General features: G+C 64.0%; 28 protein-coding genes and 1 tRNA gene. 17 read left to right on the plus strand and 12 right to left on the minus strand.

The features are described 5' to 3' along the window. Positions 1–27: 27 nt before the first annotated feature. Positions 28–549, minus strand: coding sequence for a polysaccharide biosynthesis/export family protein (locus tag GSQ79_RS05060; protein WP_158807668.1), 522 nt, complete (start codon positions 547–549; stop codon positions 28–30). 210 nt (positions 550–759) lie between these two features. Between GSQ79_RS05060 and GSQ79_RS05065 the strand changes: the two genes are divergently transcribed. Further along, positions 760–3,297 (plus strand): exopolysaccharide transport family protein, encoded by a 2,538-nt coding sequence (locus GSQ79_RS05065; RefSeq protein WP_158807641.1) that lies wholly within the window; start codon positions 760–762, stop codon positions 3,295–3,297. A gap of 27 nt (positions 3,298–3,324) precedes the next feature. Here GSQ79_RS05065 and GSQ79_RS05070 read toward each other — a convergent pair whose 3' ends face one another. Continuing rightward, the gene (locus GSQ79_RS05070) at positions 3,325–4,527 is read right to left on the minus strand and encodes a GNAT family N-acetyltransferase (protein WP_158807642.1); all 1,203 of its coding nucleotides are present in this window, start codon (positions 4,525–4,527) and stop codon (positions 3,325–3,327) included. A gap of 112 nt (positions 4,528–4,639) precedes the next feature. Between GSQ79_RS05070 and GSQ79_RS05075 the strand changes: the two genes are divergently transcribed. Beyond that, complete coding sequence (locus GSQ79_RS05075) at positions 4,640–5,692, plus strand: polysaccharide deacetylase family protein (protein ID WP_158807643.1); 1,053 nt, start codon at positions 4,640–4,642, stop codon at positions 5,690–5,692. Here the strand turns inward: GSQ79_RS05075 and GSQ79_RS05080 are convergent, their stop codons facing one another. Next, a complete protein-coding gene (locus GSQ79_RS05080) occupies positions 5,693–5,905 on the minus strand; it encodes a DUF2842 domain-containing protein (protein ID WP_158807669.1) in 213 nt (70 codons plus the stop codon). It lies immediately after the preceding gene. 127 nt (positions 5,906–6,032) lie between these two features. Here GSQ79_RS05080 and GSQ79_RS05085 point away from each other — a divergent pair, with 127 nt between their 5' ends. Beyond that, a complete protein-coding gene (locus tag GSQ79_RS05085) occupies positions 6,033–7,145 on the plus strand; it encodes a COX15/CtaA family protein (protein ID WP_246725107.1) in 1,113 nt (370 codons plus the stop codon). A 2-nt stretch (positions 7,146–7,147) separates the two neighbouring features. Here the strand turns inward: GSQ79_RS05085 and GSQ79_RS05090 are convergent, their stop codons facing one another. From GSQ79_RS05090 to moaA, 3 genes are read right to left on the minus strand one after another with little or no spacing between them, the layout of a single operon-like run. Continuing rightward, positions 7,148–8,434 carry an O-acetylhomoserine aminocarboxypropyltransferase gene (locus GSQ79_RS05090; protein ID WP_158807645.1) on the minus strand — a complete coding sequence of 429 codons (1,287 nt, stop codon included), beginning with the start codon at positions 8,432–8,434 and terminating at the stop codon, positions 7,148–7,150. 58 nt (positions 8,435–8,492) lie between these two features. Continuing rightward, on the minus strand, positions 8,493–8,906 hold the full coding sequence (locus GSQ79_RS05095; RefSeq protein ID WP_158807646.1) for a CoA-binding protein: 414 nt from the start codon (positions 8,904–8,906) through the stop codon (positions 8,493–8,495). Positions 8,907–8,911: 5 nt separating this feature from the next. Further along, the gene (gene moaA, locus GSQ79_RS05100) at positions 8,912–9,970 is read right to left on the minus strand and encodes a GTP 3',8-cyclase MoaA (RefSeq protein WP_158807647.1); all 1,059 of its coding nucleotides are present in this window, start codon (positions 9,968–9,970) and stop codon (positions 8,912–8,914) included. Positions 9,971–10,035: 65 nt separating this feature from the next. Between moaA and GSQ79_RS05105 the strand changes: the two genes are divergently transcribed. Then, complete coding sequence (locus tag GSQ79_RS05105) at positions 10,036–10,428, plus strand: gamma-butyrobetaine hydroxylase-like domain-containing protein (protein ID WP_158807648.1); 393 nt, start codon at positions 10,036–10,038, stop codon at positions 10,426–10,428. A gap of 53 nt (positions 10,429–10,481) precedes the next feature. On the opposite strand, the gene GSQ79_RS05110 is transcribed toward GSQ79_RS05105, so the two are convergent. Next, positions 10,482–11,060, minus strand: a complete 579-nt coding sequence (locus GSQ79_RS05110) for a L,D-transpeptidase (RefSeq protein ID WP_158807649.1) — start codon at positions 11,058–11,060, stop codon at positions 10,482–10,484. A gap of 127 nt (positions 11,061–11,187) precedes the next feature. Between GSQ79_RS05110 and GSQ79_RS05115 the strand changes: the two genes are divergently transcribed. Both GSQ79_RS05115 and GSQ79_RS05120 read left to right on the plus strand, forming a co-directional pair. Continuing rightward, a complete protein-coding gene (locus GSQ79_RS05115; RefSeq protein WP_368669915.1) occupies positions 11,188–11,475 on the plus strand; it encodes a DUF1467 family protein in 288 nt (95 codons plus the stop codon). Between the two features lie 175 nt (positions 11,476–11,650). Continuing rightward, positions 11,651–11,726 (plus strand) — tRNA-Lys (locus GSQ79_RS05120). Positions 11,727–11,738: 12 nt separating this feature from the next. On the opposite strand, the gene GSQ79_RS05125 is transcribed toward GSQ79_RS05120, so the two are convergent. Together GSQ79_RS05125 and GSQ79_RS05130 are read right to left on the minus strand one after the other, a co-directional pair. Next, positions 11,739–12,419, minus strand: coding sequence for a YoaK family protein (locus GSQ79_RS05125; protein WP_158807650.1), 681 nt, complete (start codon positions 12,417–12,419; stop codon positions 11,739–11,741). Positions 12,420–12,673: 254 nt separating this feature from the next. Next, positions 12,674–12,829 (minus strand): hypothetical protein, encoded by a 156-nt coding sequence (locus GSQ79_RS05130; protein WP_158807651.1) that lies wholly within the window; start codon positions 12,827–12,829, stop codon positions 12,674–12,676. A gap of 42 nt (positions 12,830–12,871) precedes the next feature. Here GSQ79_RS05130 and GSQ79_RS05135 point away from each other — a divergent pair, with 42 nt between their 5' ends. From GSQ79_RS05135 to GSQ79_RS05145, 4 genes are all read left to right on the plus strand, one after another. Continuing rightward, the gene (locus GSQ79_RS05135) at positions 12,872–13,165 is read left to right on the plus strand and encodes a hypothetical protein (RefSeq protein WP_158807652.1); all 294 of its coding nucleotides are present in this window, start codon (positions 12,872–12,874) and stop codon (positions 13,163–13,165) included. Between the two features lie 176 nt (positions 13,166–13,341). Beyond that, positions 13,342–13,563, plus strand: a complete 222-nt coding sequence (locus GSQ79_RS05140) for a hypothetical protein (protein ID WP_158807653.1) — start codon at positions 13,342–13,344, stop codon at positions 13,561–13,563. Between the two features lie 117 nt (positions 13,564–13,680). Next, entirely contained in the window at positions 13,681–13,839 is a 159-nt protein-coding gene (locus GSQ79_RS28765; protein WP_174243160.1) for a hypothetical protein, read from the plus strand. 309 nt (positions 13,840–14,148) lie between these two features. Beyond that, a complete protein-coding gene (locus tag GSQ79_RS05145; RefSeq protein WP_158807654.1) occupies positions 14,149–14,445 on the plus strand; it encodes a hypothetical protein in 297 nt (98 codons plus the stop codon). 18 nt (positions 14,446–14,463) lie between these two features. Here GSQ79_RS05145 and GSQ79_RS05150 read toward each other — a convergent pair whose 3' ends face one another. After that, a complete protein-coding gene (locus GSQ79_RS05150; RefSeq protein WP_158807655.1) occupies positions 14,464–15,036 on the minus strand; it encodes a hypothetical protein in 573 nt (190 codons plus the stop codon). Between the two features lie 183 nt (positions 15,037–15,219). Next, entirely contained in the window at positions 15,220–15,918 is a 699-nt protein-coding gene (locus GSQ79_RS05155; protein WP_158807671.1) for an orotate phosphoribosyltransferase, read from the minus strand. 231 nt (positions 15,919–16,149) lie between these two features. Between GSQ79_RS05155 and GSQ79_RS05160 the strand changes: the two genes are divergently transcribed. The 6 genes from GSQ79_RS05160 to GSQ79_RS05185 all read left to right on the plus strand — a co-directional run bounded on the left by GSQ79_RS05160 (position 16,150) and on the right by GSQ79_RS05185 (position 20,915). Further along, complete coding sequence (locus tag GSQ79_RS05160; RefSeq protein WP_158807656.1) at positions 16,150–16,959, plus strand: sterol desaturase family protein; 810 nt, start codon at positions 16,150–16,152, stop codon at positions 16,957–16,959. A 105-nt stretch (positions 16,960–17,064) separates the two neighbouring features. Next, entirely contained in the window at positions 17,065–18,120 is a 1,056-nt protein-coding gene (locus tag GSQ79_RS05165; protein WP_158807657.1) for an RluA family pseudouridine synthase, read from the plus strand. 91 nt (positions 18,121–18,211) lie between these two features. Further along, entirely contained in the window at positions 18,212–18,580 is a 369-nt protein-coding gene (locus GSQ79_RS05170) for a PsiF repeat-containing protein (protein ID WP_158807658.1), read from the plus strand. Between the two features lie 58 nt (positions 18,581–18,638). Then, positions 18,639–19,322, plus strand: coding sequence for an HAD-IA family hydrolase (locus tag GSQ79_RS05175; RefSeq protein ID WP_246725108.1), 684 nt, complete (start codon positions 18,639–18,641; stop codon positions 19,320–19,322). Positions 19,323–19,324: 2 nt separating this feature from the next. After that, complete coding sequence (locus GSQ79_RS05180) at positions 19,325–20,119, plus strand: ATP12 family chaperone protein (RefSeq protein ID WP_158807659.1); 795 nt, start codon at positions 19,325–19,327, stop codon at positions 20,117–20,119. Between the two features lie 166 nt (positions 20,120–20,285). Next, positions 20,286–20,915 (plus strand): LysE family translocator, encoded by a 630-nt coding sequence (locus tag GSQ79_RS05185; RefSeq protein WP_158807660.1) that lies wholly within the window; start codon positions 20,286–20,288, stop codon positions 20,913–20,915. Between the two features lie 93 nt (positions 20,916–21,008). Here GSQ79_RS05185 and GSQ79_RS05190 read toward each other — a convergent pair whose 3' ends face one another. Further along, a complete protein-coding gene (locus GSQ79_RS05190) occupies positions 21,009–21,866 on the minus strand; it encodes an alpha/beta fold hydrolase (RefSeq protein WP_246725109.1) in 858 nt (285 codons plus the stop codon). Positions 21,867–22,087: 221 nt separating this feature from the next. Between GSQ79_RS05190 and GSQ79_RS05195 the strand changes: the two genes are divergently transcribed. Then, on the plus strand, positions 22,088–22,295 hold a 208-nt coding region (locus GSQ79_RS05195), incomplete at its 3' end, for a TetR/AcrR family transcriptional regulator (protein ID WP_158807662.1).

A 22,295-nucleotide genomic window follows, 5' to 3' on the forward strand; every position in this document is an offset into this window, starting at 1 on the left:
TCACCCGTCGAGCATGCCCTTGCGAGTCTAAAAAAAGCGTTCCCTCACGAAGATCGTATCGCCAGGCTTGACCGGCTGCGCGACGGGGACACTGGCGGTGATCGGGTGCCCGTCGATCACCCGGGTGAGGTCGACCTCATACTTGTTGGCGCGCGGCGAGAAGCCGCCGGCGACCGCGATGGCGGTCTCGGCGGTCATCCCGTTGATATAGGGATACTGGCCTGCGGTGGTGACCTCGCCGAGCACGAAGAACGGCCGATAGGCATCGATCTCGATCGACACCTTTGGTTCGCGAATGAAGCCTGCGCGCAGCTTCTCCTCGACGCTGCGCTCAAGCGCCGTCGTCGTGAGCCCCTGGGCGGTCACCGCGCCGATCAGCGGCATCGAGATCCGGCCGGTGGCGTTGACGGCGTAGCTGTTGCTCAGGCCATCCTGACCGAACACGATGACCCGCAGGCGATCGCCGCTCGCCAGCGTGTAGGGCACGTCGGCATTGAAATCGGCATAGCCGTTCTGGCGCGGCGCGCAGCCGCTTACGACAATAGTCATCGCCAGACATAGGGCTGTGAGCCAGTGCTTCATCGTCCCCGCCATAGTATTAAAGCTTTGTTTACCGCTGCGATCGATGCCCGGAACCTAACCAAGCTATACGGTCGCGTGGTTAACAAAGCCTTGAATGGTAAACTATGTCTGAGCGATTAACTTCACATCAACTTCGATGCTGTTTAGATTAACGATAATATGAGTGCGGGATTTCCAATGCAGCGGACCTTAGATGGTGTCTCACAGCGGCAAGAGGCTGCGGGCGAGCTCGATCTCGGCGCACTCGGTGGCGTGCTGAAGCGGCGACGCCGCGCGATCATCGTTCCGACGGTTCTCGCGTTTCTTCTTATCTGCCTGTTCGTCAACGTCGTCACGCCTCGCTACACCGCGGAATCGCAGGTTCTGCTGGAAAACCAGGAGACCTTCTTCACCCGCCCCGACCGTTCGACGGCTCCGAGCGAACAGGCGTCCCTCGTCGATCCCGAAGCGGTCGGCAGCCAGATCCAGCTTGTCACCTCGCGCGATCTCGCGCGGCGTGCCATCAAGGATCTCAACCTTCAGGGCAATCCCGAGTTCGACCCGGCCGCACGCGGCATGGGCGCCCTGACGCGCGTTCTCGTGCTTCTCGGCATCGCGCATGATCCGACGCAGGATACGGTCGATGCCCGCATCCTCCAGGCGTTCGAGGACAAGCTCACCGTCTACTCGCCACCGAAGACGCGGGTCATTTCCATCCAGTTCCAGAGCAAGGATCCCGAACTGGCGGCACGTGCCGCGAACAAGATGGCGGAGCTCTATATCGCGGAACAATCCACCGCCAAGCGGACTAGCGCCAAGGCGGCCGCCGATGCCCTGAGCGGCCAGATCGCCGATCTGCGTCTGAAACTCGCCAAGGCCGATGCCGAGCGTGAGCAATATCGTCTGGATTCCGGCCTGCTTGCCGGCAGCAACAACATGACGGTGAGCGGTCAGCAGCTCGCAGACATCAACAGCGACCTGTCGAAGGCGCGCACGACCCAGGCCGATGCCCAAGCCAAGGCCTCGATGCTGCGCGACCTCATCCGGCAGGGCAAGACGGCCGACGTCACGGAAGTGATCAACAATGATCTCGTGCGCCGCGTCGGCGAGCAGCGGGTGACGGCGCAGGCACAGCTCGCGCAGGAGTCGCGGACGCTGCTGCCGGGCCATCCCCGGATCAAGGAATTGACGGCGCAGGTCGCGGACCTCAACGCGGCATTGAAGGCGGCGGCGAAGCAGGCCGCGTCCACGCTGGAAAACGAGTCCAAGATCGCGGGGCAGCGGGTCGCCAATCTCGAGACCGTGCTGACGCAACAGAAGAAGGTGGCCGGCGTCGCCAATGGCGATGAGGTCCGGCTGCGCTCGCTCGACCGCATCGCGCAATCCTACAAGGACCAGCTCGACAGTTCGACGGCAAAGTATCAGGAAGCGCTGTCGCGGCAGACCTCCATGGCGACGCCGGCCGATGCGCGGATCATCGCCCGCGCCGTCGAGCCGCAGGATCCGTCTTATCCGAAGAAGCTGCCCTTCATCATCTTCGGGACCGTCGCGACGCTGGTGTTCGTGGTCGGGTTGATCATCGCACGCGAACTGCTCGCGGGTCCGCGCGATCTCGTGGATGAGGAGGTCGTCGCGCCACCGGTCGCACCGCGTCCGACGCGCCGGGAGCCGCCGCTCGCACCGGCGACAACAGTGGTCGCGCCTGTGGTGGCAGCGCCTGTCGAGCCGGCGCCAGCGTCAAAAGAAAGACCCGCTCCGACAGTGACGGAAGCGCCACCCGTCGTCCGCGCGCCGAAAGCACGCGAGCCTGGCGACGCCGTTCTCTCGTCGTCGGCGCAATTGCGCCAGGAGGTCGGTTTCGACCGGCCGGCGCGTCAGGACACCATTGTGCTGCCGCCGTCGCGCACCGAGCGCGAGCCTAGAACGCCATGGGCCCTGACCGGCCTCGTCGAAAGAGTGAAACGGTTTGGCCAATCTGCCGCGGCATCGCGCGGAGCGGACTTGATGGCCGAAGCGTCCGCTTTCCCTAAAGCGAGCACCGCGGGTGTGGGCTGGGATAGCGGCGTCGCGCCGCTCATGCCGCAGCAGACCCGCAGCCCCGTCACGCGGCCGGCGCCAGCCGAACGCGACATCGGCGAGGCGGTGGACATGGATGACCTGGCCGCGCGGATCGTTGCCGCGCACGTGCCGGGGCGCGGCCTTCATGTCGTCGGCGCCAGCCTCGGTTCGACGGCAGGTGCGACGGATGAGCTTCTTGCCCTTGCCCGTTCTCTGGCCGAGCGCGGCCGCTCGATCATCGTCGACCTCAATGCGTCACCATCCAATCTCGCGGCGCTGGCCGGGGTGGGCGAGGAGGGGGCCTATGCCGTCAAGACGCTTCCAGGACTGGCCGAGCTGCTGTCGGGCAGCGCCTCGTTCGCCGAAGTGATCCACCGCGATCAGGCATCGCGCCTGCACTTCATCCCGACGGGCATGCGCGAAGCGGATTTCCGCGATTTCGACCTGATCCTCGACGCGCTGTCCGAGACCTACGATTTCATCGTCCTTCTGGCCCCGGCATTCCCGCGCAGCGACATCGCGAAGGTGATGGCGCCCTATGCCGATTTCGTCGTGCTGACGGCGGCGAAGGAGGCGGACTCCAGCACGCTGTCGGTCCTGGAATCCGAGCTGATCGAGGCCGGTGCGCAGGAGGTTCTGGTCACCGGCCAGTTCGCCCGTGCGGTGGCCGTAGCGTGATCCAAGGTGTGGGTTCGGTAGAGGCGCCTAAGCGCCGGGCTTGAGCGCCCGGAAGCGCTTAGCCAGCGTGAACAGGCGCGGGTTCTGCTTCACCATCCGTTTGGCGCGCTGCGACGCCGCGTGCAGTTTGAGATAAAACCATCCCCTCGGCGATGTCGAAACAAAAGTATCGAAGAGCGGGATGGCCTCGTCGCAGAAGGTGCCTTTGTAGCGGGCTTCGCCGATCCCGAGGTCGAAGGCCCGCAGACCGGCTTCGCATTGCGCGGCAATCACTTTCATCAGAAGCAGATCGCCGGGACTGCTTTTGGCGATCTCGACGGCGGCATCGAACGAGTTGAACATCCCGCTCCACTGGCCGGCATGTGCGGCGCCGCCATAGACCGCGACGATACGCTCGCCGGCCTTGAGAGCGTGGAGCTCGATCCCAAAGCCGTGCTGCCCTTCGGCACTCGCGGTCTCGATGAAGGCGCGCATTTGCGGATCGTCGAAATCGGACGCGATGTTCTGGGCGCGAAAACGCTCGAGCCGCTGCGCGAAAAAGCAGTCCAGCACGGCTTCGCGCTCTTGCGCGGACGCGATCAGATGGGTGAGCGGCCCGATTTCGGCAAGCCGGCTTTCCTTCTTGCGGAGTTTCTTGCGGCTGTCCTTCGACAGCTTTTTCGCGAAGAACTCTTCGGCCCGCGTGGCGAGCGCTGTGCCGAAAGCCGCGCTGGGACTCGCCTGATGCGGGAGCGCCATGAAAGGATTGGCGGTGGCTCCCCAAACGTAAGGTTGGTTCACCAACAGAAAGGCGTCCGGCGCGTCGCGGCCGAGTTCCCGCGCGGCCCGCGACAGTAGCAGACGCAGATCGGCCGCCGTCCAGGACTGGCCGGGACGGAGCAGGCCGATGTTGAAATTGCTGTCCTTGCCACCCAGAAACGTCGCGACCCGAACGGCGCCGCGCTTCTGCAGGCCTAGGCAGAGCAGAGCGGCAGGTCGATCGTCCGCGCCGAATGCGAGCACGAAGAAGGGGGTGATCCCGGCCTTGCGGCCGAGCGTGGCGATCCATGGCACGAGCCAGGCTCGCGTCTGATAGATCGAGCAGGGTGCGCTGGTCTCGAGCTCCGCCCAGGCGGCCAGCACGACCGCATCGGTCTCGCGACGCAAGGAGACACGGGCAAACGCCGGGACGGCTGTTGCGGGGACGGGTTGCGTCGACGGAAGATCGAGTGCTGCACTCTGGGATCTCATCGCGGTCCTCGTCGCATCCGGCATTTTCGGCTTCTTGGCCGTGGTTGTAGCAACGAAAGCTCAACGTCCCCTTGCCAGAATGGGTTAAGGCCAATGCAACAAGGGGGAGCCGATGAGCGCAAGCAAGCAGCAGATCATCGCCGCCGGCTTTGCCTTCTTCCGCGCGACCCGACTGCATCGCCTCGTCGCACCGCTGACAGCGGGGCAGGGCGCCATCCTGATGATGCACCATGTGCGGCCGTGGTCAGGCAAAGCCTTCGCCCCGAACCGCCTCCTCGAGATCGAGCCTGGCTTTCTCGATGCGGCGCTGACGCGGATCAAGGCTTTGGGCTTTGATTTCGTGACGATGGACGAGGCGCTCAGCCGTCTGGGGAAGCCCGGCGCAAAGCGGTTCGTAACGCTGACGTTCGATGACGGTTACCGCGACAACGTCGAGCATGCCCTGCCGATCCTGGAGCGCCACGCGGCGCCGTTCGCCCTGTTCGTCACAACCGGTTTCGCCGATCGCTCCGCGCGGCTGTGGTGGGTGGAGCTCGAAGAATCGATCCGGACGCTCGACGTCGTCTCGGTCGATATCGATGGGATGACGCTCGTCATGCCATCAAAGACGCCTGCGGAGAAGCTTGCGGCGTTCGAGGCCGTATACTGGCGGCTCAGGGGCGGGCCGGAAGATCGGTTACTTAAGGTCATCGCGGATCTCCTCTCGCAGGCCGAACAGTCCTCGCCCGCTCTTGTCGCGCCGCTATGCCTCGACTGGGCCGGTATCGTGGCCTTGGCGCGGCACCCCCTTTGCACGATCGGGGTCCATACCCTGACCCACCCGATGCTGGCGAAACACCCGTCCGATATCGTGCGCCGCGAGCTCCTGGAAAGCCGCACCATCATCGAAGCCAAGATTGGCAAGCCGGCGCGGCATCTGGCTTATCCCGTCGGTGACCCCAACGCGGCCGGCCGACGCGAATTCGCGCTTGCCGAAGAACTGGGCTTTGCCAGCGCCGTGACGACCCGACCGGGCATGCTTTTTCCCGGGCACCGCGCGCACGTGCACGCTCTGCCGCGGCTGTCGCTGAACGGCAATTGGCAGAGCCTGGACAGTCTTGAGGTCCTGCTCTCCGGCGTTCCGTTCGCGCTGTGGAACCGCGGCAGGCGCCTCAACGTCGCCTGATCACGGCGCGTCGGGGCGTTCCATCCAGCGGATCAGCGGCATAATTGGCAGGATCCAGGCCATACCGATCACGGCGTAGTACAGCCCCTGGACGAGACCTGGCGCGTCATGGATGGCCTGAACCTGGGCGAGCGCCATCGCCACCAAAGCATAGATGACCACAAAACAAATGGTGATGACCACGCCGAGAAACTTGCGTTGACGGCGACGCATGGCATGCTCCGAGCGGCCGAGAATGGGCATGCGACAGGCGGCCCATGGACTTTGCCGAGGCTCTGGCTTTATCTGCCGCCCTCATCTCGCGTCAATCTGGCGTAAGGCCCAAGGAGCACTGTTCGCGGTGACCGATCTTTCCCTATCGCGCGCGACCGTCCGTGACATCGCGGCGGCCCATGTACGCGGCCGCACCGACGCTGTCTCGATCTGGCTGTGGTGCGTCGCGGCGCTGGTGATGCTGATGGTCGTCGTCGGCGGCGCCACGCGGCTTACCGAATCCGGCCTTTCGATCACAGAGTGGAAGCCGATCACCGGCGTGATCCCGCCGCTGACTCATGAGGGCTGGCAGCAGGCTTTCGACAAATACAAGCAGATCCCGCAATACCAGACGCTGTTCCCGACCATGGATCTCGGGGGCTTCCAGACGATCTTCCTCTGGGAATGGACGCACCGGCTGATCGGCCGGTTGCTCGGCTTCGCGCTGCTGGTGCCGCTGATCGTGTTCTGGGCGCGCGGCATGCTGTCGCGGCTCCTGAAGTGGCAGATGCTTGGCATTTTTGCGCTCGGCGGCCTTCAGGGTTTTGTGGGCTGGTGGATGGTGTCGTCCGGGCTGTCCGGCCGCGTCGAGGTTGCGCAGGAGCGGCTTGCCACGCATCTGCTGCTGGCGTCGATCACCCTGACAGCCCTGGTCTGGCTTGCCTCCGGCCAGCGCCGCACCTTTATTGCCGAGCGCCTGCCGGCGGCGCTGCGCCACCTTGCCAGCCTGATGATCATTTTGGTGCTGGTGCAGATCGCGATGGGCGGTCTCGTCGCCGGCCTGCGGGCCGGACAGTCCTACAACACCTGGCCGCTGATGAACGGCCACTTCATCCCGCCGGCCGCTGACCTCGGCATGCTGACGCCACTGTGGCGCAACCTCGTCGACAACATCACCGCCGTGCAGTTCCAGCACCGCATGACGGCCTACGTTCTGTTCGGGCTGGCGATCCTGCAGCTCGTGTGGACGCGTCGCGTCGCGCCCGGAACCGCGGCGGCGCGCCGCTCGGTGGCGATTCTCGGCCTGGTGACGCTGCAGGCCGCGCTTGGCATTATCACGCTCGTGCTGGTGGTGCCGATCTGGGCCGGGCTGCTGCACCAGGCCTTCGCCATGCTCGTCCTCATCATGACGGTGGTGCACCGGCAGTGCCTCGGCGCCAAGGCGTTGGCCTGCCCGGAGCCGGCAAGCGGCACCCTGTAGGGTCAGACCGTTAGAGCCTGATCCAGGTCGGCGATGATGTCCTCCTTGTCTTCCAGACCGATGGAAAGCCGGACGACATCGGGGCCAGCGCCGGCGGCGATCCGTTCGCCGTCCTCGATCTGGCGGTGGGTCGTCGAGGCCGGGTGAATCACCAGCGAGCGGGTGTCGCCGACATTGGCCAGGTGGGAAAACAGCTTCAGCTTCGTCACCAACCGGATGCCGGCGTCGTAGCCGCCAGCCACGCCGAAGCTGAAGACGGCGCCAGCCCCCTTCGGCGTGTAGCGTTGCGCCATCGCGTGGCCCGGATCGCTCGGCAGGCCGGCGTAATTGACCCAATGGACGGCAGGATGGCGGACGAGGTGGTTGGCGACGGCGAGCGCGTTGTCGCAATGGCGCTGCATGCGCAAGGGCAGCGTCTCGATGCCAGTCAGGATCAGAAAAGCGTTGAACGGCGAAAGCGCCGGTCCGAGATCGCGCAGGCCCAGCGCGCGGCACGCCACCGCGAAGGTGAAGTTTCCGAAGGTCTCGCCCAGAACCATGTTGCCGTAGCTCGGGCACGGCTTGGACAGCAGGGGATAGCGGTCGTCCTGCAGCCAGTCGAAGGTCCCGCCGTCGACGATCAGGCCGCCGATGGAATTGCCGTGGCCGCCCAGAAACTTCGTGGCGGAATGCACGACGATGTCGGCGCCATGGTCGAATGGCTTGATGAGGTAGGGCGTCGCCAGCGTGTTGTCGACGATCAGCGGCACCTTGGCCTGCTTTGCGATGGCGGCGACGGCCTCGATGTCTGTGATGAAGCCGCCGGGGTTGGCGATCGATTCGATAAAGATCGCACGCGTCCTGTCGGACACGGCGGCAGCGAACGTCTCCGGCTGTTCGGGATCGGCCCAGTGGACGATCCAGCCAAAACTCTTGAACGCCTGGTTGAATTGGTTGATCGAGCCGCCGTAGAGCCTGGTCGAGGCGATGAACTCGTCGCCCGGCTGCATCAGCGCCTGGAACACCACGAGCTGTGCCGCGTGACCCGACGCGACGGCAAGTGCCGCCGTGCCGCCCTCGAGCGCCGCAATGCGCTCCTCGAGCACGGCGTTGGTCGGGTTGGTGATGCGGCTATAAATATTGCCGAAGGCCTGGAGCCCAAACAGCGACGCCGCGTGGTCGGCATCGTCGAAAACGAAGGATGTGGTCTGATAGATCGGCGTCACCCGGGCATTCGTCGCCGGGTCCGGCTGGGCGCCGGCATGGATCGCCAGGGTGGAAAAGCCCGGGCTTCGCGGCTGGTCGGACATGGGGTCTCCGGTGGAAGCTCGAGGGTCGGGCCTTTGCTAGCCGATCACGACCGTCGCGTCAGCGGGCGAGCTCGATTTTCGGACACCGATCCATGACCACGGTAAGGCCGGCGGCGCGCGCCCTAGCGGCCGCGGCCTCGTCGATCACACCAAGCTGAGTCCAGATGATCTTTGGATGCGGCACGAGCGCCAGCGCTTCGTCGACGATCCCGGCAACGGCGTCCGAGGCCCTGAAAATGTCCACCATGTCGATGGGGTGATCGACCGCGCCCAGGCTGGCGAAGACCGGCGCGCCGTGGATCGTCTGGCCGGCGAGGCCGGGATTGACGCCGACGCAGTCGTAGCCGCGCGACAGAAGAAATCGAAATATGTCGTTTGAGGGCCGGGCGGGATTAACGGACAGGCCGACCACGGTGATCGTCTTGGTGTCGCGGAAAATCGTCGCGAGCAGGTCGTCACATTCTGCGGTCACTTGCGTCACCCGCCGGTGACGCTCATGTGCCGTCCGACTGCGGGACGCGCGAGCGTGCGGTCTATGATGAAGTCGTGGCCCTTTGGCTTGCGCGCGATCGCCGCGGTGATGGTGTCGTTGAGCAGATGGTCGTCGTTGGAGGCGCGAAGTGCGCTGCGCAGGTCGGCCGCGTCGTCCTGGCCGAGGCACATGTAGAGGGTGCCGGTGCAGGTCACCCGAACCCGGTTGCAGCTCTCACAGAAGTTGTGGGTCATCGGCGTGATGAAGCCGAGACGCCCGCCGGTCTCCTCGACCTTAACGTAGCGGGCGGGACCGCTGGTCTTATAGGCGAGGTCTGTCAGCGTATAGCGGCCCATCAGGTCGGCGCGGACCTGGTTCAAAGGCACGTACTGGTCGATGCGCTCTTCGCCGATCTGGCCCATCGGCATGACCTCGATCATCGTGAGGTCCATGCCGCGCCCATGCGCCCACTCGATCATCCCAGGGATCTCATGATCGTTGACGCCCTTCAGCGCCACCATGTTGATCTTGATCGCAATGCCGGCATTCTGCGCCGCGTCGATGCCGCGAAGCACCTGAGAGAGGTTGCCCCAACGGGTGATCGAGCGGAACTTGTCGGTGTCGAGACTGTCCATCGAGACGTTGATGCGGCGCACGCCGCAGTCGGCAAGTTCAGCGGCATATTTTGCCAGTTGCGAGCCGTTGGTCGTGAGGGTCAGTTCCTGAAGCGCGCCACTCTCGAGATGCCGCGAGAGGTTACGAATCAAACCCATGACGTTACGCCGGACGAGCGGCTCGCCGCCGGTCAGGCGGATCTTGCGGGTTCCGCGCGCGACGAAGGCGCTGCACAGCCGGTCGAGCTCCTCGAGCGTCAGCAGATCGCGCTTCGGCAAGAAATCCATGTCTTCCGCCATGCAGTAGACGCAGCGGAAATCGCACCGATCGGTCACCGAGACCCGGATATAATTGACATGTCGCCCGAAGGGATCGACCAGCGGAGCGGTGGCGGGGGGCTGGAATGACGTGGGGGTCGACGCGGCGGGAGGTGCGAATGCAACGGTCATGCAAAACTATATAGCGCAGGATCGCGCGCGCGGTAAGACATAGGCTGATGCAAAGGATCAACGAAATGGACGCAGCCCAAACCGAATGGCCGACCGAGATCCGTCTCGTCGAAGGCGGCAAGGCGTTGAAGGTCGCCTTCGAAAGCGGGGCGACCTATACGCTGCCGGCCGAATATCTCCGTGTGATGAGCCCGAGCGCGGAAGTGCAGGGCCATAGCCGCAAGGAGCGCAAGACGGTCGGCGGCAAACGCCAGGTGGCGATCATCGGGGTCGAGCCGGTCGGCACCTACGCGGTGCGTCTGAGCTTCGACGACATGCATTCGACGGGAATTTTCACCTGGGTCTATCTGCACGACCTCGGGCAGTCGCACCCGAAACGCTGGGCCGAGTATACGGCCGAGCTGGAGGCTGCAGGCCTCAGCCGGGATCGCGCCGGCGAAGCACATAGCCACGCATAAGCAAGAAAAATCAGCAGGTTGGATCCCGCTGATCATGTTTTACAGGAAGCGGCTCAGCGCTGAACGACGACCTTGGTGCCGACGCTGACTCGACTGTAGAGATCTGTCACATCCTCGTTGGTCATCCGAATGCAGCCCGACGACACCGCCGTGCCGATCGTCTCCGGCTCGTTGGAGCCGTGGATGCGGTAGAGCGAGCTGCCGAGATACATCGCACGCGCGCCCAGCGGATTGCCGATACCGCCGACCATGTGGCGGGGCAGGTCGGGACGGCGGCGCAGCATCTGCGACGGCGGGGTCCACTCCGGCCATTCTTTCTTCATCGACACCGTTTTCACGCCGCTCCAGGCGAAGCCGGGACGGCCGACGCCGACGCCGTAGCGGACGGCCTGTCCATTCGGCAGCACGTAATAAAGGCGCCGCTCCTGGGTCGAGATGACGATCGTTCCGGGTGAATAATGGCCCTGGTAGGCCACGGTCTCGCGCGGCGGCGCGACCCCGAGCGGACGACCGTCCGCGCCGACCGAGGGCCCGGGCCGCAAGAAATCAAACAGATTCGCCTTGGCGGGAGACGTAGCCGCGGCGAGGGCGAGAGAAGCCATGCCGGCGAAAGCCAATACCTGTCGGTTCATGATGGAGGATCCCATGGCAGGTCCGACGCCGTGACGGCGACGACCGGGTGCTGCCATAGTCCGGCCACAGCCGCCGATTTGGCAATGGGGTCGCGCGCCGGTGCCCTGGTTTGCGCGCAAACGTGGCATGGCGGCAACAAGGCCGATGGCGTTCCGCACCGTCCTGGTCCAGGATGACGGCATGCCGCTCCCCGTTCCCCTCGCCGTCGCCATCTACATCACCATCTGGTTCACCGTGCTGTTCGCGATCCTGCCGATCGGCGTGCGCTCGCAGCAGGAGGAGGGTGCGGTGGTTCCCGGCACCGAGCCTGGCGCGCCCGTCGCGCCGCGCCTGGCGATGAAAGCGGTCGCCACCACGCTGATCTCGGCCTTACTGCTGGGTCTTCTGCTTGCCTACATGCATTGGGCGGACTGACGCACGGGTTTCCCGCCGCGGCGCCTTGCTTTGGGACGCGGATCGGGCTACCTCCTGCGCACGACGAGCGCTTTCCAGCCGGGTTGCATGACCGGGTTGAACCAGGATTTGCTCGGACCCATGGGTGTCGAAACCCTGGTTCAAGCGTGTCTTCGACGGCGTCGGACAGGCTTTCGAGCGCGTAGCTCAGCTGGTAGAGCATCTGACTTTTAATCAGAGGGTCTCGGGTTCGAACCCCGACGCGCTCACCAATAAAACAAGCGCTAGCCGCTTGTTGGTGAGATTACTTTTGCACTGGCACCAACAGGCAGCGGACCAATCGCGAGTGCGCCCGCGAAAAGGCATGAAGCGAAGCCCGCGGCGAGCCAGAGCGCACGAAGGCCGAAGAGTGGGAAAACCATCGCTCCGGCGATGCCGCCCGCCACGAGACCGATCCACAGCATGAGATAGGGAATCCACGCGAAGGGTGCGCCGCCGGTCAGAGCGCTTGCCAGCTTCTGGCCCAGCTTAACGAGTGTCCCCGTCATATAGGTGACGCCGATGCTGACTTCGCCATCGCGTTGGAACACGTTGTTCGCCGCCCCCATCGCGCCGGCCATGACCAGGGTGAGCGGGACGCCTTCGACGCCCATCATCGACGATACGGCGCCGATCAAGAGCAGGACAATGACGAACGCCAGGACGGCTTGCTTGCGCCATCGATCCGCCATCTGGCCGAGCACGGCGCCGGCGACCACGCCGACGAGGAAGGCCGCAATCAGGGCCGCCGCCAAAAAACCGAGAGGTGCGCCGGTGACGGCGCCGACGGCGGCACGGGTCGAATTGCCGCTCATGAACGACACGAAAAGCCCGTTTAGTTTCAAAAATCCCAGCGCATCGACGAAGCCGGCCAAAGCGGCGAGGCCCATGGCCATGACATGATGACGTTTTTCGTATCGCAGCATCGCGTCACCATAGGGCAGATCGAGCCAAGACGTGAATGTTTCAGAGGTCCCAGGCGGCAATGCCGGGCGGCCGCAAGCGTGCTGGGTCAACTTAAGCAACGGAACTATCGTCGCCAAACAGGATTTTTTCGGTTTGGTCAGGAGAGCATATGACAAGTCGGGAACAGGATCTGGCATCTCCCAAGACGAACGGCGCGGCCGATCATGGGGCGGTAAAGCGCAACCCGGACAGCGTGTTCGAGGCAACGCCTGCGTCAGATCCGAAAGCTGCAGCGCCGACGGAACACGCCGAAGGTCACGGTGAAGACGGACGGGAAAACGACCTCGATCGTGCCGAAGAGGCGGGCCGTGAGGGTGGGAGGCGCTAAGCCTGCTGGCAAAGGGCGAGCGATGCTGTAGGTCTGGGCCATGCCTTTGACGCCCCCGAGACCCAAATGACGAAAACCGAAGCGATGGAGCGTCTCGACGCGCTCACCCAAGCCGTCGAGCGTGCGGATCTGGCCACCATCGAGGCGCTGGACCTGGCTTCGCTGTCGGACATTGTCACCACGGCATCCGCGACGCCCGATATTGCGCAGGCCGAGCGTCAGGCCAGAGCCCGGATCGGCTATCTCGATCGTGCCATCCGTAGCAACGGTACGGCCGCGCCGACTAACGATATCGAAAAGCTTCGCCGTCGCGCGGCCCGCGCTGCGGTCGCTTTACGCGATACGATGGCGTCGGGCGCCAGCGCCGCCGCGGCTTGACGGGCCGCACGAGACCGTTTCTATGGCCTCAATTCTCCAAGCCTCGTATCCCGGCCGCCGTGGCCTTCACCATTGATCCGCCGCGCGACTCGATGGGCTCGACGTTGTCCATCAAGTTCGGGCTTCGCTCGTCTTGGTCCGCGCGAAAGACCTCATCACCAATCAGGAGCCATCCCATGGGTCGTCCGAAGCAAAAAGCGGCGGAGAGCACGTTCACCCTCTTCGACGTCTACTACGAAGACGGGTCGCGCTCTTCCAATCGCAAAGTCCATAGCGCGCTGCTCGGCGGCCTGGATGGTGACGAACCGGCACGGCAGGCGATCGAGGCGCAGGATCAACTGATCGCGACGAAGGCCTCGCGAACCGCGCTCCCGATCCTGAAGCTCATTCGCTCTTGATCAGGCGGGAAAAAGCGCCGCCAACGCGTTGATCCAACGCGCATGTTGGCGCAATCTCCCCCGATCAAATCCGGGGCATCAGCCCTCCTTTATCGATTCTGACCCTAGGCTGCTCATATGGCACGCAAACCCAACTTCAATTTCGAGCGTATGGAACGCGACAAGGCCAAGGCCGCAAAGCTGGCGGAAAAGGCCAAGGCAAAAAGCGCGAAGAAAAATGGCACCGCCGAGGAAGGCACGCCCGTCGAACCCGTTGCCACTGAGCCGGAAGCCTAAGGATAGGGCGACGACGCAAGATGACCGATCCGCTTCCCAAGCGTTGACGGTCGTCGGGTGCCCGGCGATCGCCGCCCTTCATCTTTGCGAAAGTATCTTTGTAAATCGGTGCTCAGATCACTGCGTCGTCATCGGAGATCTTCAGCAGGTTGCCTCGCCCCCGCATCGCAAGCTTGACCATAAAGGCGAAGCTCCTTTGGTTTTTTGCTGTTGGCATAGGCATGTAATCTACGGCATTCATTCGGCTTAACGATTTATTAACTATATCGACCGAGGTTGGCGGTAAGAGTTACCACCAGCGGAATCGTCATGTCCGACCAAACTGGCCATCGCGCCTACGAAGCGAACTCGAGGGCGTCTTACTGGGACGATGGCCTTGCTTCGGAGACGCAATCCGCCGCATCCGAGGCAGCGTCGATCCCCGACGCCGGAAAACGCGACACGTCCCTGAGCGCCTTGGCCGGGCTCGCGTCCGTGCCGATCGAAACGTCAATGGTCTCTGATCTCAGCGGAAGCCTTCACAGCATGTTCGACGACATCTGCGACAAGACCTTGCCGATCTACTTCGGCCCGCTTCTCGGACGCCTGTATCTCGAGGGGCTTTAAACCTGCCGCTTCAGATCTTCACAGCCACTTGATCCAGCCGACCACCGCCTGTCCTGCCGCAGAAAACGGCCGGCCCAACGCCGACATGTCGGGAACATGGTTCAACGGATTCAATGAAAATCCCTTGGATTCCGAAGACACCGGCTTGGCCGCCTTGGTCGCCTTTGCCGGCATGGGAATCAGCGCCGGGGGCAGGAATACGTTCTGCGGGTCGATCGCGGCCACCTGCCGCCTCGGCGGCACAGCAATTACCGGGGGCGCCAGGCGGACCACGCATAGGCGGTCGGCGCTGTCGCAGGTTTTCTTTTCATGCAGCATCGGCCGCGCCGCGAGCGGCGGCAGGGTCAACGATGCCTTTGGCACGACAAGCGAGGACGACCGCAACGGTTCGACCGGCACAACGTCGGCCGATGCCGCGGCCGTCAGATGCCCCGTCCAGCCCTGATCGACCGGCGCCGAAGCCTCCGGGCCGCTCCGATGGGCATAAGCCAGAGCTGAGAAGGCGACCACCACCGCCGCCGTGACCGCAAGCGATTCGCGACGGGCGGCGATGTTTAAAATCCGCGGTGCGCTCGCAAAAAGCATCGCCATGACCGATCCTCGAAACTTCGCTCGAACCATAACACCGCGGCTTTGCGTCAACAGAACGGCGATCCACGCCATCGCGATGGGCAAACCAGCTTAAAGTGTCGATTAACGTGCGATATCAGCGGCCTGCAAACGTCTTTCGATTACAGCTGCAATACGTTTTTAAAAGCCTGTGCCGAAAAGGCTTCATGCCTTGGCCGCAAGCTCCGCGACTCCGCCATGCGCCGCCGACCAGGCCAGAGGGTGGTCAAGGAAGGCTTCGACTTCGTCGAGTACGGATTTTTCGAAATACTGGCTGCCGCGGGCGACGGCGAGAATGTCGCGCCAGGTCACGAGATAATGCATGCCGACCCCGATCTCCGCCATCATCGTCCGCGCCTCGGGGAAGATGTCGTAGAAGAAGAACACGAACGTGTGCTCACAGCGCTGCCCGGCCTCGCGCAGCGCATTGCAGAAGCTGACCTTGCTGCCGCCGTCGGTAGCGAGATCCTCGACGAGCAGGGCGTGCGCGCCCTCGGTGATCTCCCCCTCGATCCGGGCGTTGCGGCCAAAGCCCTTGGGTTTCTTACGGATATACTGCATCGGCAGGTGCATGCGGTCGGAAATCCAGGCGGCGAAGGGAATGCCCGCCGTCTCGCCCCCGGCGATAATGTCGAGCGCTTCGTAGCCGATCTCGGTCTCGATCGTTTCGATGGCGAAGTCGACGAGCCGCGTGCGGATCCGGGGGTAGGCGATGACCTTGCGCATATCAGTATACACCGGGCTCGCCAGTCCGGAAGTGAAGATAAACGGCTTGCCGTCGGTGAAGAGAATGGCCTTCGATTCGATGAGCATCTTGGCCGATTCGACCGCGATCGTGGACTTACGGGGGGAGGGGGCGGGCATCGTTTCGGGCCTCGACGGTTCGCGCGCCACGGCAGGTAACGCATTGTTACGAGGTCGCGACTTGGTTTGATCAGCTCGGCCTTGTCCTGGCCCGGTGAGCCTGTATCGTCAACACGTCAGCTTCTGTCCGCGGTCGCTTTGCCTTGTTTCGAGCGAAGTGGCACCCTAAACACCAACACCGTCGTGTTTCGCGATTGGGCTTTGTCCCGCGAACACGCCTGCGAGGTTTTCATGTCGTCGACCGTGTTACCGTGGTGGCTTCCGCTGTCCGTGTTCGTGTGGGCCGTGCAGATGGTGTTCTACCATGGCACCGGCTATGCGTTCGAGCATTGGGATCAGACTGGAAAGCTGCGCCGGTTCAAGGTGCGCGACGTCGATCGCAAGACCTACCGCCAATTGTTGCCGCGCGTGCTCGCCAATCAGGTGTTCATCCTGCTGCCGGCGATGGTGGCCGTCCAGGTCCTCGGTCTTTGCTTCGTCGGGTCGGACCACCTGACGGTCCTGTATGTCATTGCGATTCTGGTGGTCATGGGGATCGGTCATGATGTCGTGCAGTATGCGACTCACCGTTACCTGCTGCATCAGCCCCGCTTCACCAAGCTGCTGAAACACTCGATCCATCACTCGACCCGCGCCAGCAAGGGCATCAGCGCCTGCTACATGAGCGGCGCCGACTTCTTCCTCGAGATCGTCCTGCCGTACCTTCTCCCGCTGGCCCTGCTTGGCGGCGGCGGATCGAACGTCTGGTTCCAGACGGCGATTGCCGGTCTCGGCGCGATCGGCGGCGTCTACGAACACTCCGGCTACGATTTTTCAGTGCTGCTGCCGAAGAGTGCGATCGCCGCCCGCATGCCGCGTGTCATCACCGCCGTCGCCGGGTTCATCACCAGCCACGCCCATGGCGAGCACCATATGAAGGGCAACGTCAGCTTCAGCGACGGCTTTGGCAGCCCGGGCGTTTGCGATAAGGTCTTCGGCACGGGCTGGGATCAGGTCGAAGCGCGCAACCGCGCTGCGGCGGCCGCGACCCCGGCGGAGTAAACAGCGGGTCTCGCAAGAGACCGTGCCTAAAATTTTCACAGCGACCGCCGCTCGGATGACTTCATCCGGGCGGACGACGTTCCAAGACAGCAATTGAACAAAACCATGAGTGCCGAGACCCTCCAGGTCACCGAAGACGAAGAGGGCATGCGGCTCGATCGTTGGTTTAAGCGTCGGGTGCCGACGCTGTCTTTGTCCCATCTCAACAAGATCGTGCGCACCGGCCAGGTCCGGGTCGACGGGGCGCGGGTCAAGACCGCCTTCCGCCTAACCCAGGGCCAGAGCGTGCGCGTGCCGCCGCTCAACCTCGAAGCGCAGCCGGAACGGATCTTCGAGCCGATCGAGTCCGACGCCCGCGCGCTGCGCGACATGGTGCTGTTTGAGGATCGCGACCTGATGGTGCTGAACAAGCCCTTCGGCCTCGCCGTCCAGGGCGGCTCGGGGACCAAGGTGCATATCGACGGCATGCTCGCCTCGATCCCGAACGAGCGCGGCGACCGGCCTGTGCTCGTCCATCGCCTCGACCGCGACACCTCGGGCGTTCTCCTCGTGGCGAAGACACGAAAGATGGCCGCCGACCTCGGCGAGGTGTTTCGCTCGCGTCAGGCGAAAAAAACCTATTGGGCGCTTGTCGAAGGCGTGCCGCGGCCGGAGCAGGGGCGGATCTCCCTCTACCTCGCCAAGGGCGAAGGCATGGGCGACGTCCGAGGCCCGAATTTTGGCAGCGATCCCAGCGACCACTTGGCGCGTGAGAAGATGCGGGTCGCCAAGCACGGTGATGACGACGCGCAACATTCCGTGACCTACTACGCGACCGTCGATCGCGTCGTCTCCCGCGTCGCTTGGCTGTCGATGAAGCCGATCACCGGGCGCACGCACCAGCTCCGCGCCCATGCCGAGGCGATCGGGCATCCGATCATCGGCGACCCGAAATATGGTCTCAAGCCGAAGAACGACCCGCGCCGCAACGATCCGCTGCGCGCCGTGCCCGACGGCATCGAGATGAAGCTGCATCTGCTGGCGCGTCGGCTGGTGCTGCCGCACCCGAGGGGCGGGACGCTCGACGTCACCGCACCGCTGCCGGCGCATATGAAGCATTCCTTCGACATGCTCGGCTTCGATATCGGAACCGCCGATCCGATTGAAAACGCGCCTGAATAACGTTTTCGTAGTTCAGCGTAGGTTCACGCGAGACGGTTCGTTATGGCGTCGGGGACGCGTCATGCCGACCGACCCATAGGAGCCGACCTATATGAAACTCTCCGCCCTTACGATTCTCGCCAGCCTTTGCCTCGCGGCGCCAGCTTTCGCCCAGTCCGCTACGCCTGCCGCGCCGACGACGGCCCCTGCCGCCGCCACGACCGCGCCAGAGATGAACAAGGACGGCAAGCCCAAGGCAAAGGCGGTTCGCAAGGCCTGTCGCACTGAGGCCAAGTCCCAGGGGCTCAAAGGCGATGCGCGTGAAAAGGCGATCACCGATTGCTTCGTCAAGCAGCGTCCCGATCTCGCGGCCAAGGAGACCGCACGCGACCAGTGCCGCGCCGACGCCAAGGCGAAGGGCCTGGAGAAGGGCGCCGATCGCAAAGCCTTCGTGAAGAGCTGCGAAAAGGACAAAAAGTAATCCCACGTTTTCGCCGACCTTTTCCGGCGCGAGCGGTATAAGGCGAGGAGCGCCAGCCGTGGTGCTCCTCGCCCACCAGGACCAGACGTTGAAGCTAGTCATTTTCGATGTCGACGGGACGCTCGTCGACAGCCAGCACCATATCGTCGAAGCGCAGAAGCGAGCCTTCGCCGTTTTCGGCCTCGCTGCGCCGACGCGCGCGGAATCGCTCTCCGTTGTCGGCCTGTCGCTCAACGAAGCCTTTGCCGTTCTGGTCGGACCCGATGGGCCCGTCGAAGACTTGGCGACCGCCTACAAGGACGCCTGGACCGATCTTCGCGGCGAGGTTGGTTTTACCGAGGCGCTTTATCCCGGCGCGGCCCGCGTCATCGACGTGCTGCGGGCCGACCCGGCCATCCTGCTCGGCATCGCCACCGGCAAATCGCGGCGCGGCGTCGACCGGATGATCGAGACGCAAGGCTGGGGCGGCCTGTTCCAGACAATCCAGACCGCCGACGGTCACCCGTCGAAACCGCATCCCTCGATGATCCTCACGGCGATGGCGGAGACCGGCTGTCCGCCCGAGGCGACGGTGATGATCGGGGATACGACCTACGACATGGACATGGCAGTCGCGGCCGGCGTCCGCGCGATCGGCGTCAGCTGGGGCTACCACCCGCCCGCCGCGTTGATCGCGTCGGGGGCCGAGGCCGTCGTCAAAGATTTCGACGATCTGCTCGTGACGATCCGAACGGAACACTAGGCATGGCCGACCTGCGCAACGATCTCTTTCCGGACGACCGCGAGCCCATCGACCCCGTCACGATGGCGCGGCGCGACCTACAGAAGACGCTGCCGAAGCGGTTCTACACCGAGGTCGCCGTCGGCCCGCACGAGCGCGGCCATGCCCTGCTGCTCGACGGCAAGCCGGTGCGTACGCCGGCCAAGGATCACCTGGTGCTGCCGACTGCCGAACTGGCCGAGCGCCTCGCCGCGGAATGGCGGGCCCAGACCGAGTTGATCGACCCCGCGACCATGCCGCTGACGAAGCTCGCCAATTCCGCGATCGACGGCGTCGCCAAGACGCTCGACGCTACCGCGGCCGAAGTTGCGAAATTCGCCGAGACCGATCTCGTCTGCTACCGCGCCGGCGGCCCGGCGCCGCTGGTCGCGGCGCAGAGCGCGATGTGGGATCCGATCCTCGCCTTCGCGCATGAAGCCCTCGGCGCGCGCTTCCTATGCGTCGAAGGCGTGATGTATGTCGCGCAGCCGGAGCCGGCGCGACTCGCTGTGGCCCAGGCGGTCGACGCGATCGCCAAGGGGCCATCGGGGGCGCTCAAGCTCGCGGCGCTCAACGTCATGACGACGCTCACCGGCTCCGTGCTGACCGCGCTGGCGGTGGCACGGACGCATCTCACCGCGGAAGAGGCCTGGGCGACCGCCCACGTCGACGAGGACTTCCAGGCGCGTTTCTGGGGTACCGATGCCGATGCCATCGCCCGCCGCGAGCGGCGCTGGCGGGACATGGCCGCGGCGGCGGAGACATATCGGCTGAGCTGAAAAGAATGAGGGGTCAGCCAACGGCGCCGCACGGATCGGAGTGCGGATGCTTTGACGACCGGCGCTGGCCTTCGTCCGTACCGGACGTTCCTGCAATTTCGGATGTTGCCTCAAACACGAACTTGAACTCGAGGGGACGGTCGCAGCCCCGCTGGCGGAGAAAAGTATGACGCTTCACACTTGGTTACTTTTTGTGGCGGCTGTCTTTCTGCTGTCGGGAACCCCCGGTCCGAACATGCTTCACATCATGTCGCGAAGTGTCGAACTGGGACTGAAACGCAGCGTTGCGGCTATGGCGGGCTGTCTCGTCGCCATCGTCATCATTCTCACGGCATCCGCTGCTGGTTTGACGACGCTGCTTCTCGCCGTCCCAGGCGCGTTCGAGGTCCTGCGCTATGCCGGTGTCTTCTATCTGGTTTATCTTGGCCTGAAGGCTCTTCGAACGAAGGCCGCCCCGCTCGATGTCGGTGATGCGGATCTGCTTCCGAGAATATCGACCGCATCGGTCTTTCGCGGCGGCTTTACGATAGGTGTCAGCAATCCCAAACTGATCCTGTTTGCTGCGGCGTTTCTGCCGCAGTTCATCGACGCCACGCGGCCTCAGACCGTCCAGTTTGCCATCCTTGTTGTGACGTTCGCAGCGGTGGAGACATTTTGGTATGGCGTGTATGCGCTGACGGGCCGTTCGCTGTCGCGCTACATGGGACGGCTCGCAATCAGGCGCGCCTTCGATCGTGTCACGGGCGTGATTTTCATCGGCTTCGGTCTGGCTTTGCTGAGAGCCAGACCTGCGTGAGCTTCGTCCAGGCGCAGCCACTTATGGCCAATCAAAGCTCCCCCGTCGCTTGCACGCACCGTTCCTCGCTCGAACTGCAGCTTCTCCCTTGCCCTACAGTTTCCGTCCGAGAAAATCGCGGATGAGGCTCGCGATCTCCGTCGCGTGCGTCTCCAGCGCAAAATGGCCGGTATCGAGCAGGTGAATCTCGGCGTCGGGGATGTCGCGTTTGTAGGCCGCGGCACCCGCAGGGATGAAGGCCGGATCGTTTTTCCCCCAGGCCGCGAGAAGCGGCGGGCGATGCGTGCGGAAGTAGGTCTGGAAGGCAGGATAGAGCGCGACGTTGCTGCGATAGTCGAGGATGAGATCCAGCTGGATCTCTTCGGCGTCCGGTCGCGCCATGTAGGCGATGTCGAGGGTATAGCCGTCCGGAGACACGTGGCTGCGATCGGCGCCGTGGAAGTATTGAAAGTTTCGAATTGTGTCAGCGCTGAGGGATTCGCGGCAGGCTTCGCGGGTCTCAGGCGTCGGGTCGCGCCAGTAGGCCTCCCACGAGCCCCAGGCATCGCTGAACCCGTCGGTATAGGCATTGCCATTCTGGCTGATCAGCGCGGAAACCCGTTCGGCATGCGCCATGGCCAGCCTGTAGCCGGTGGGCGCGCCATAATCGAAGACGTAGAGGGCGTAACGATCGAGTCTCAGGGCTTGCGTGAACCCATCGACCACGAGCGCCAGGTTGTCGAAGGTGTAGGCAAATTTGCCGCGCGGCGGCGCCTTCGTGTTGCCGAAGCCAGGAAGATCGGGGGCGATGACGCGGTAGCGATCGGACAGCAAAGGGATGAGGTCGCGAAACATGTGGCCGGCGGTCGGGAAGCCGTGCAGGAGGAGGATCACCGGTGCGTCGGCCGGTCCCGCCTCGCGGTAGAACACCTCGACATCCCCAACCATCTTGGTGTTGTAGGTCATGGTCATCGCTTTTCTCCTCAGTTCAGGGATGGCAGGTGCGGCCGGGCCCGTCGGCTCGGCGGCTGAAACCGATGCGTGGGGGAGCATGCTTGCAAGGCCGGCAACGAGGGCGGTTCGCAAAGTATCGCGGCGGCGGAGGTTTGGGTGGTTTAGGCTGGTCAAAATCAGGTCTTCTCTCTAAAGCCCTCGGCATTAAAACTACCGACCGGTCGGATGTAAAGCGAAATATGAAGACGACGCTACAAGCCATCGTGCTGGAGGCACGGGAACTGTTTCGCGACCGCGGCTACGACGGCATGTCGATGGCGGATCTCGCCGCGCGTGTCGGACTGAAGAAGGCGAGCCTCTACACGCGCTTTCCCAGCAAGGAGTCGCTGGTCGGCGAGGTTCTCACGCTGACGCTCGACGAAACGTTCGAGGGCCTGGCGGAGACGG

Source organism: Beijerinckia sp. L45 (assembly GCF_009765775.1).
Taxonomy (GTDB): domain Bacteria; phylum Pseudomonadota; class Alphaproteobacteria; order Rhizobiales; family Beijerinckiaceae; genus RH-AL1.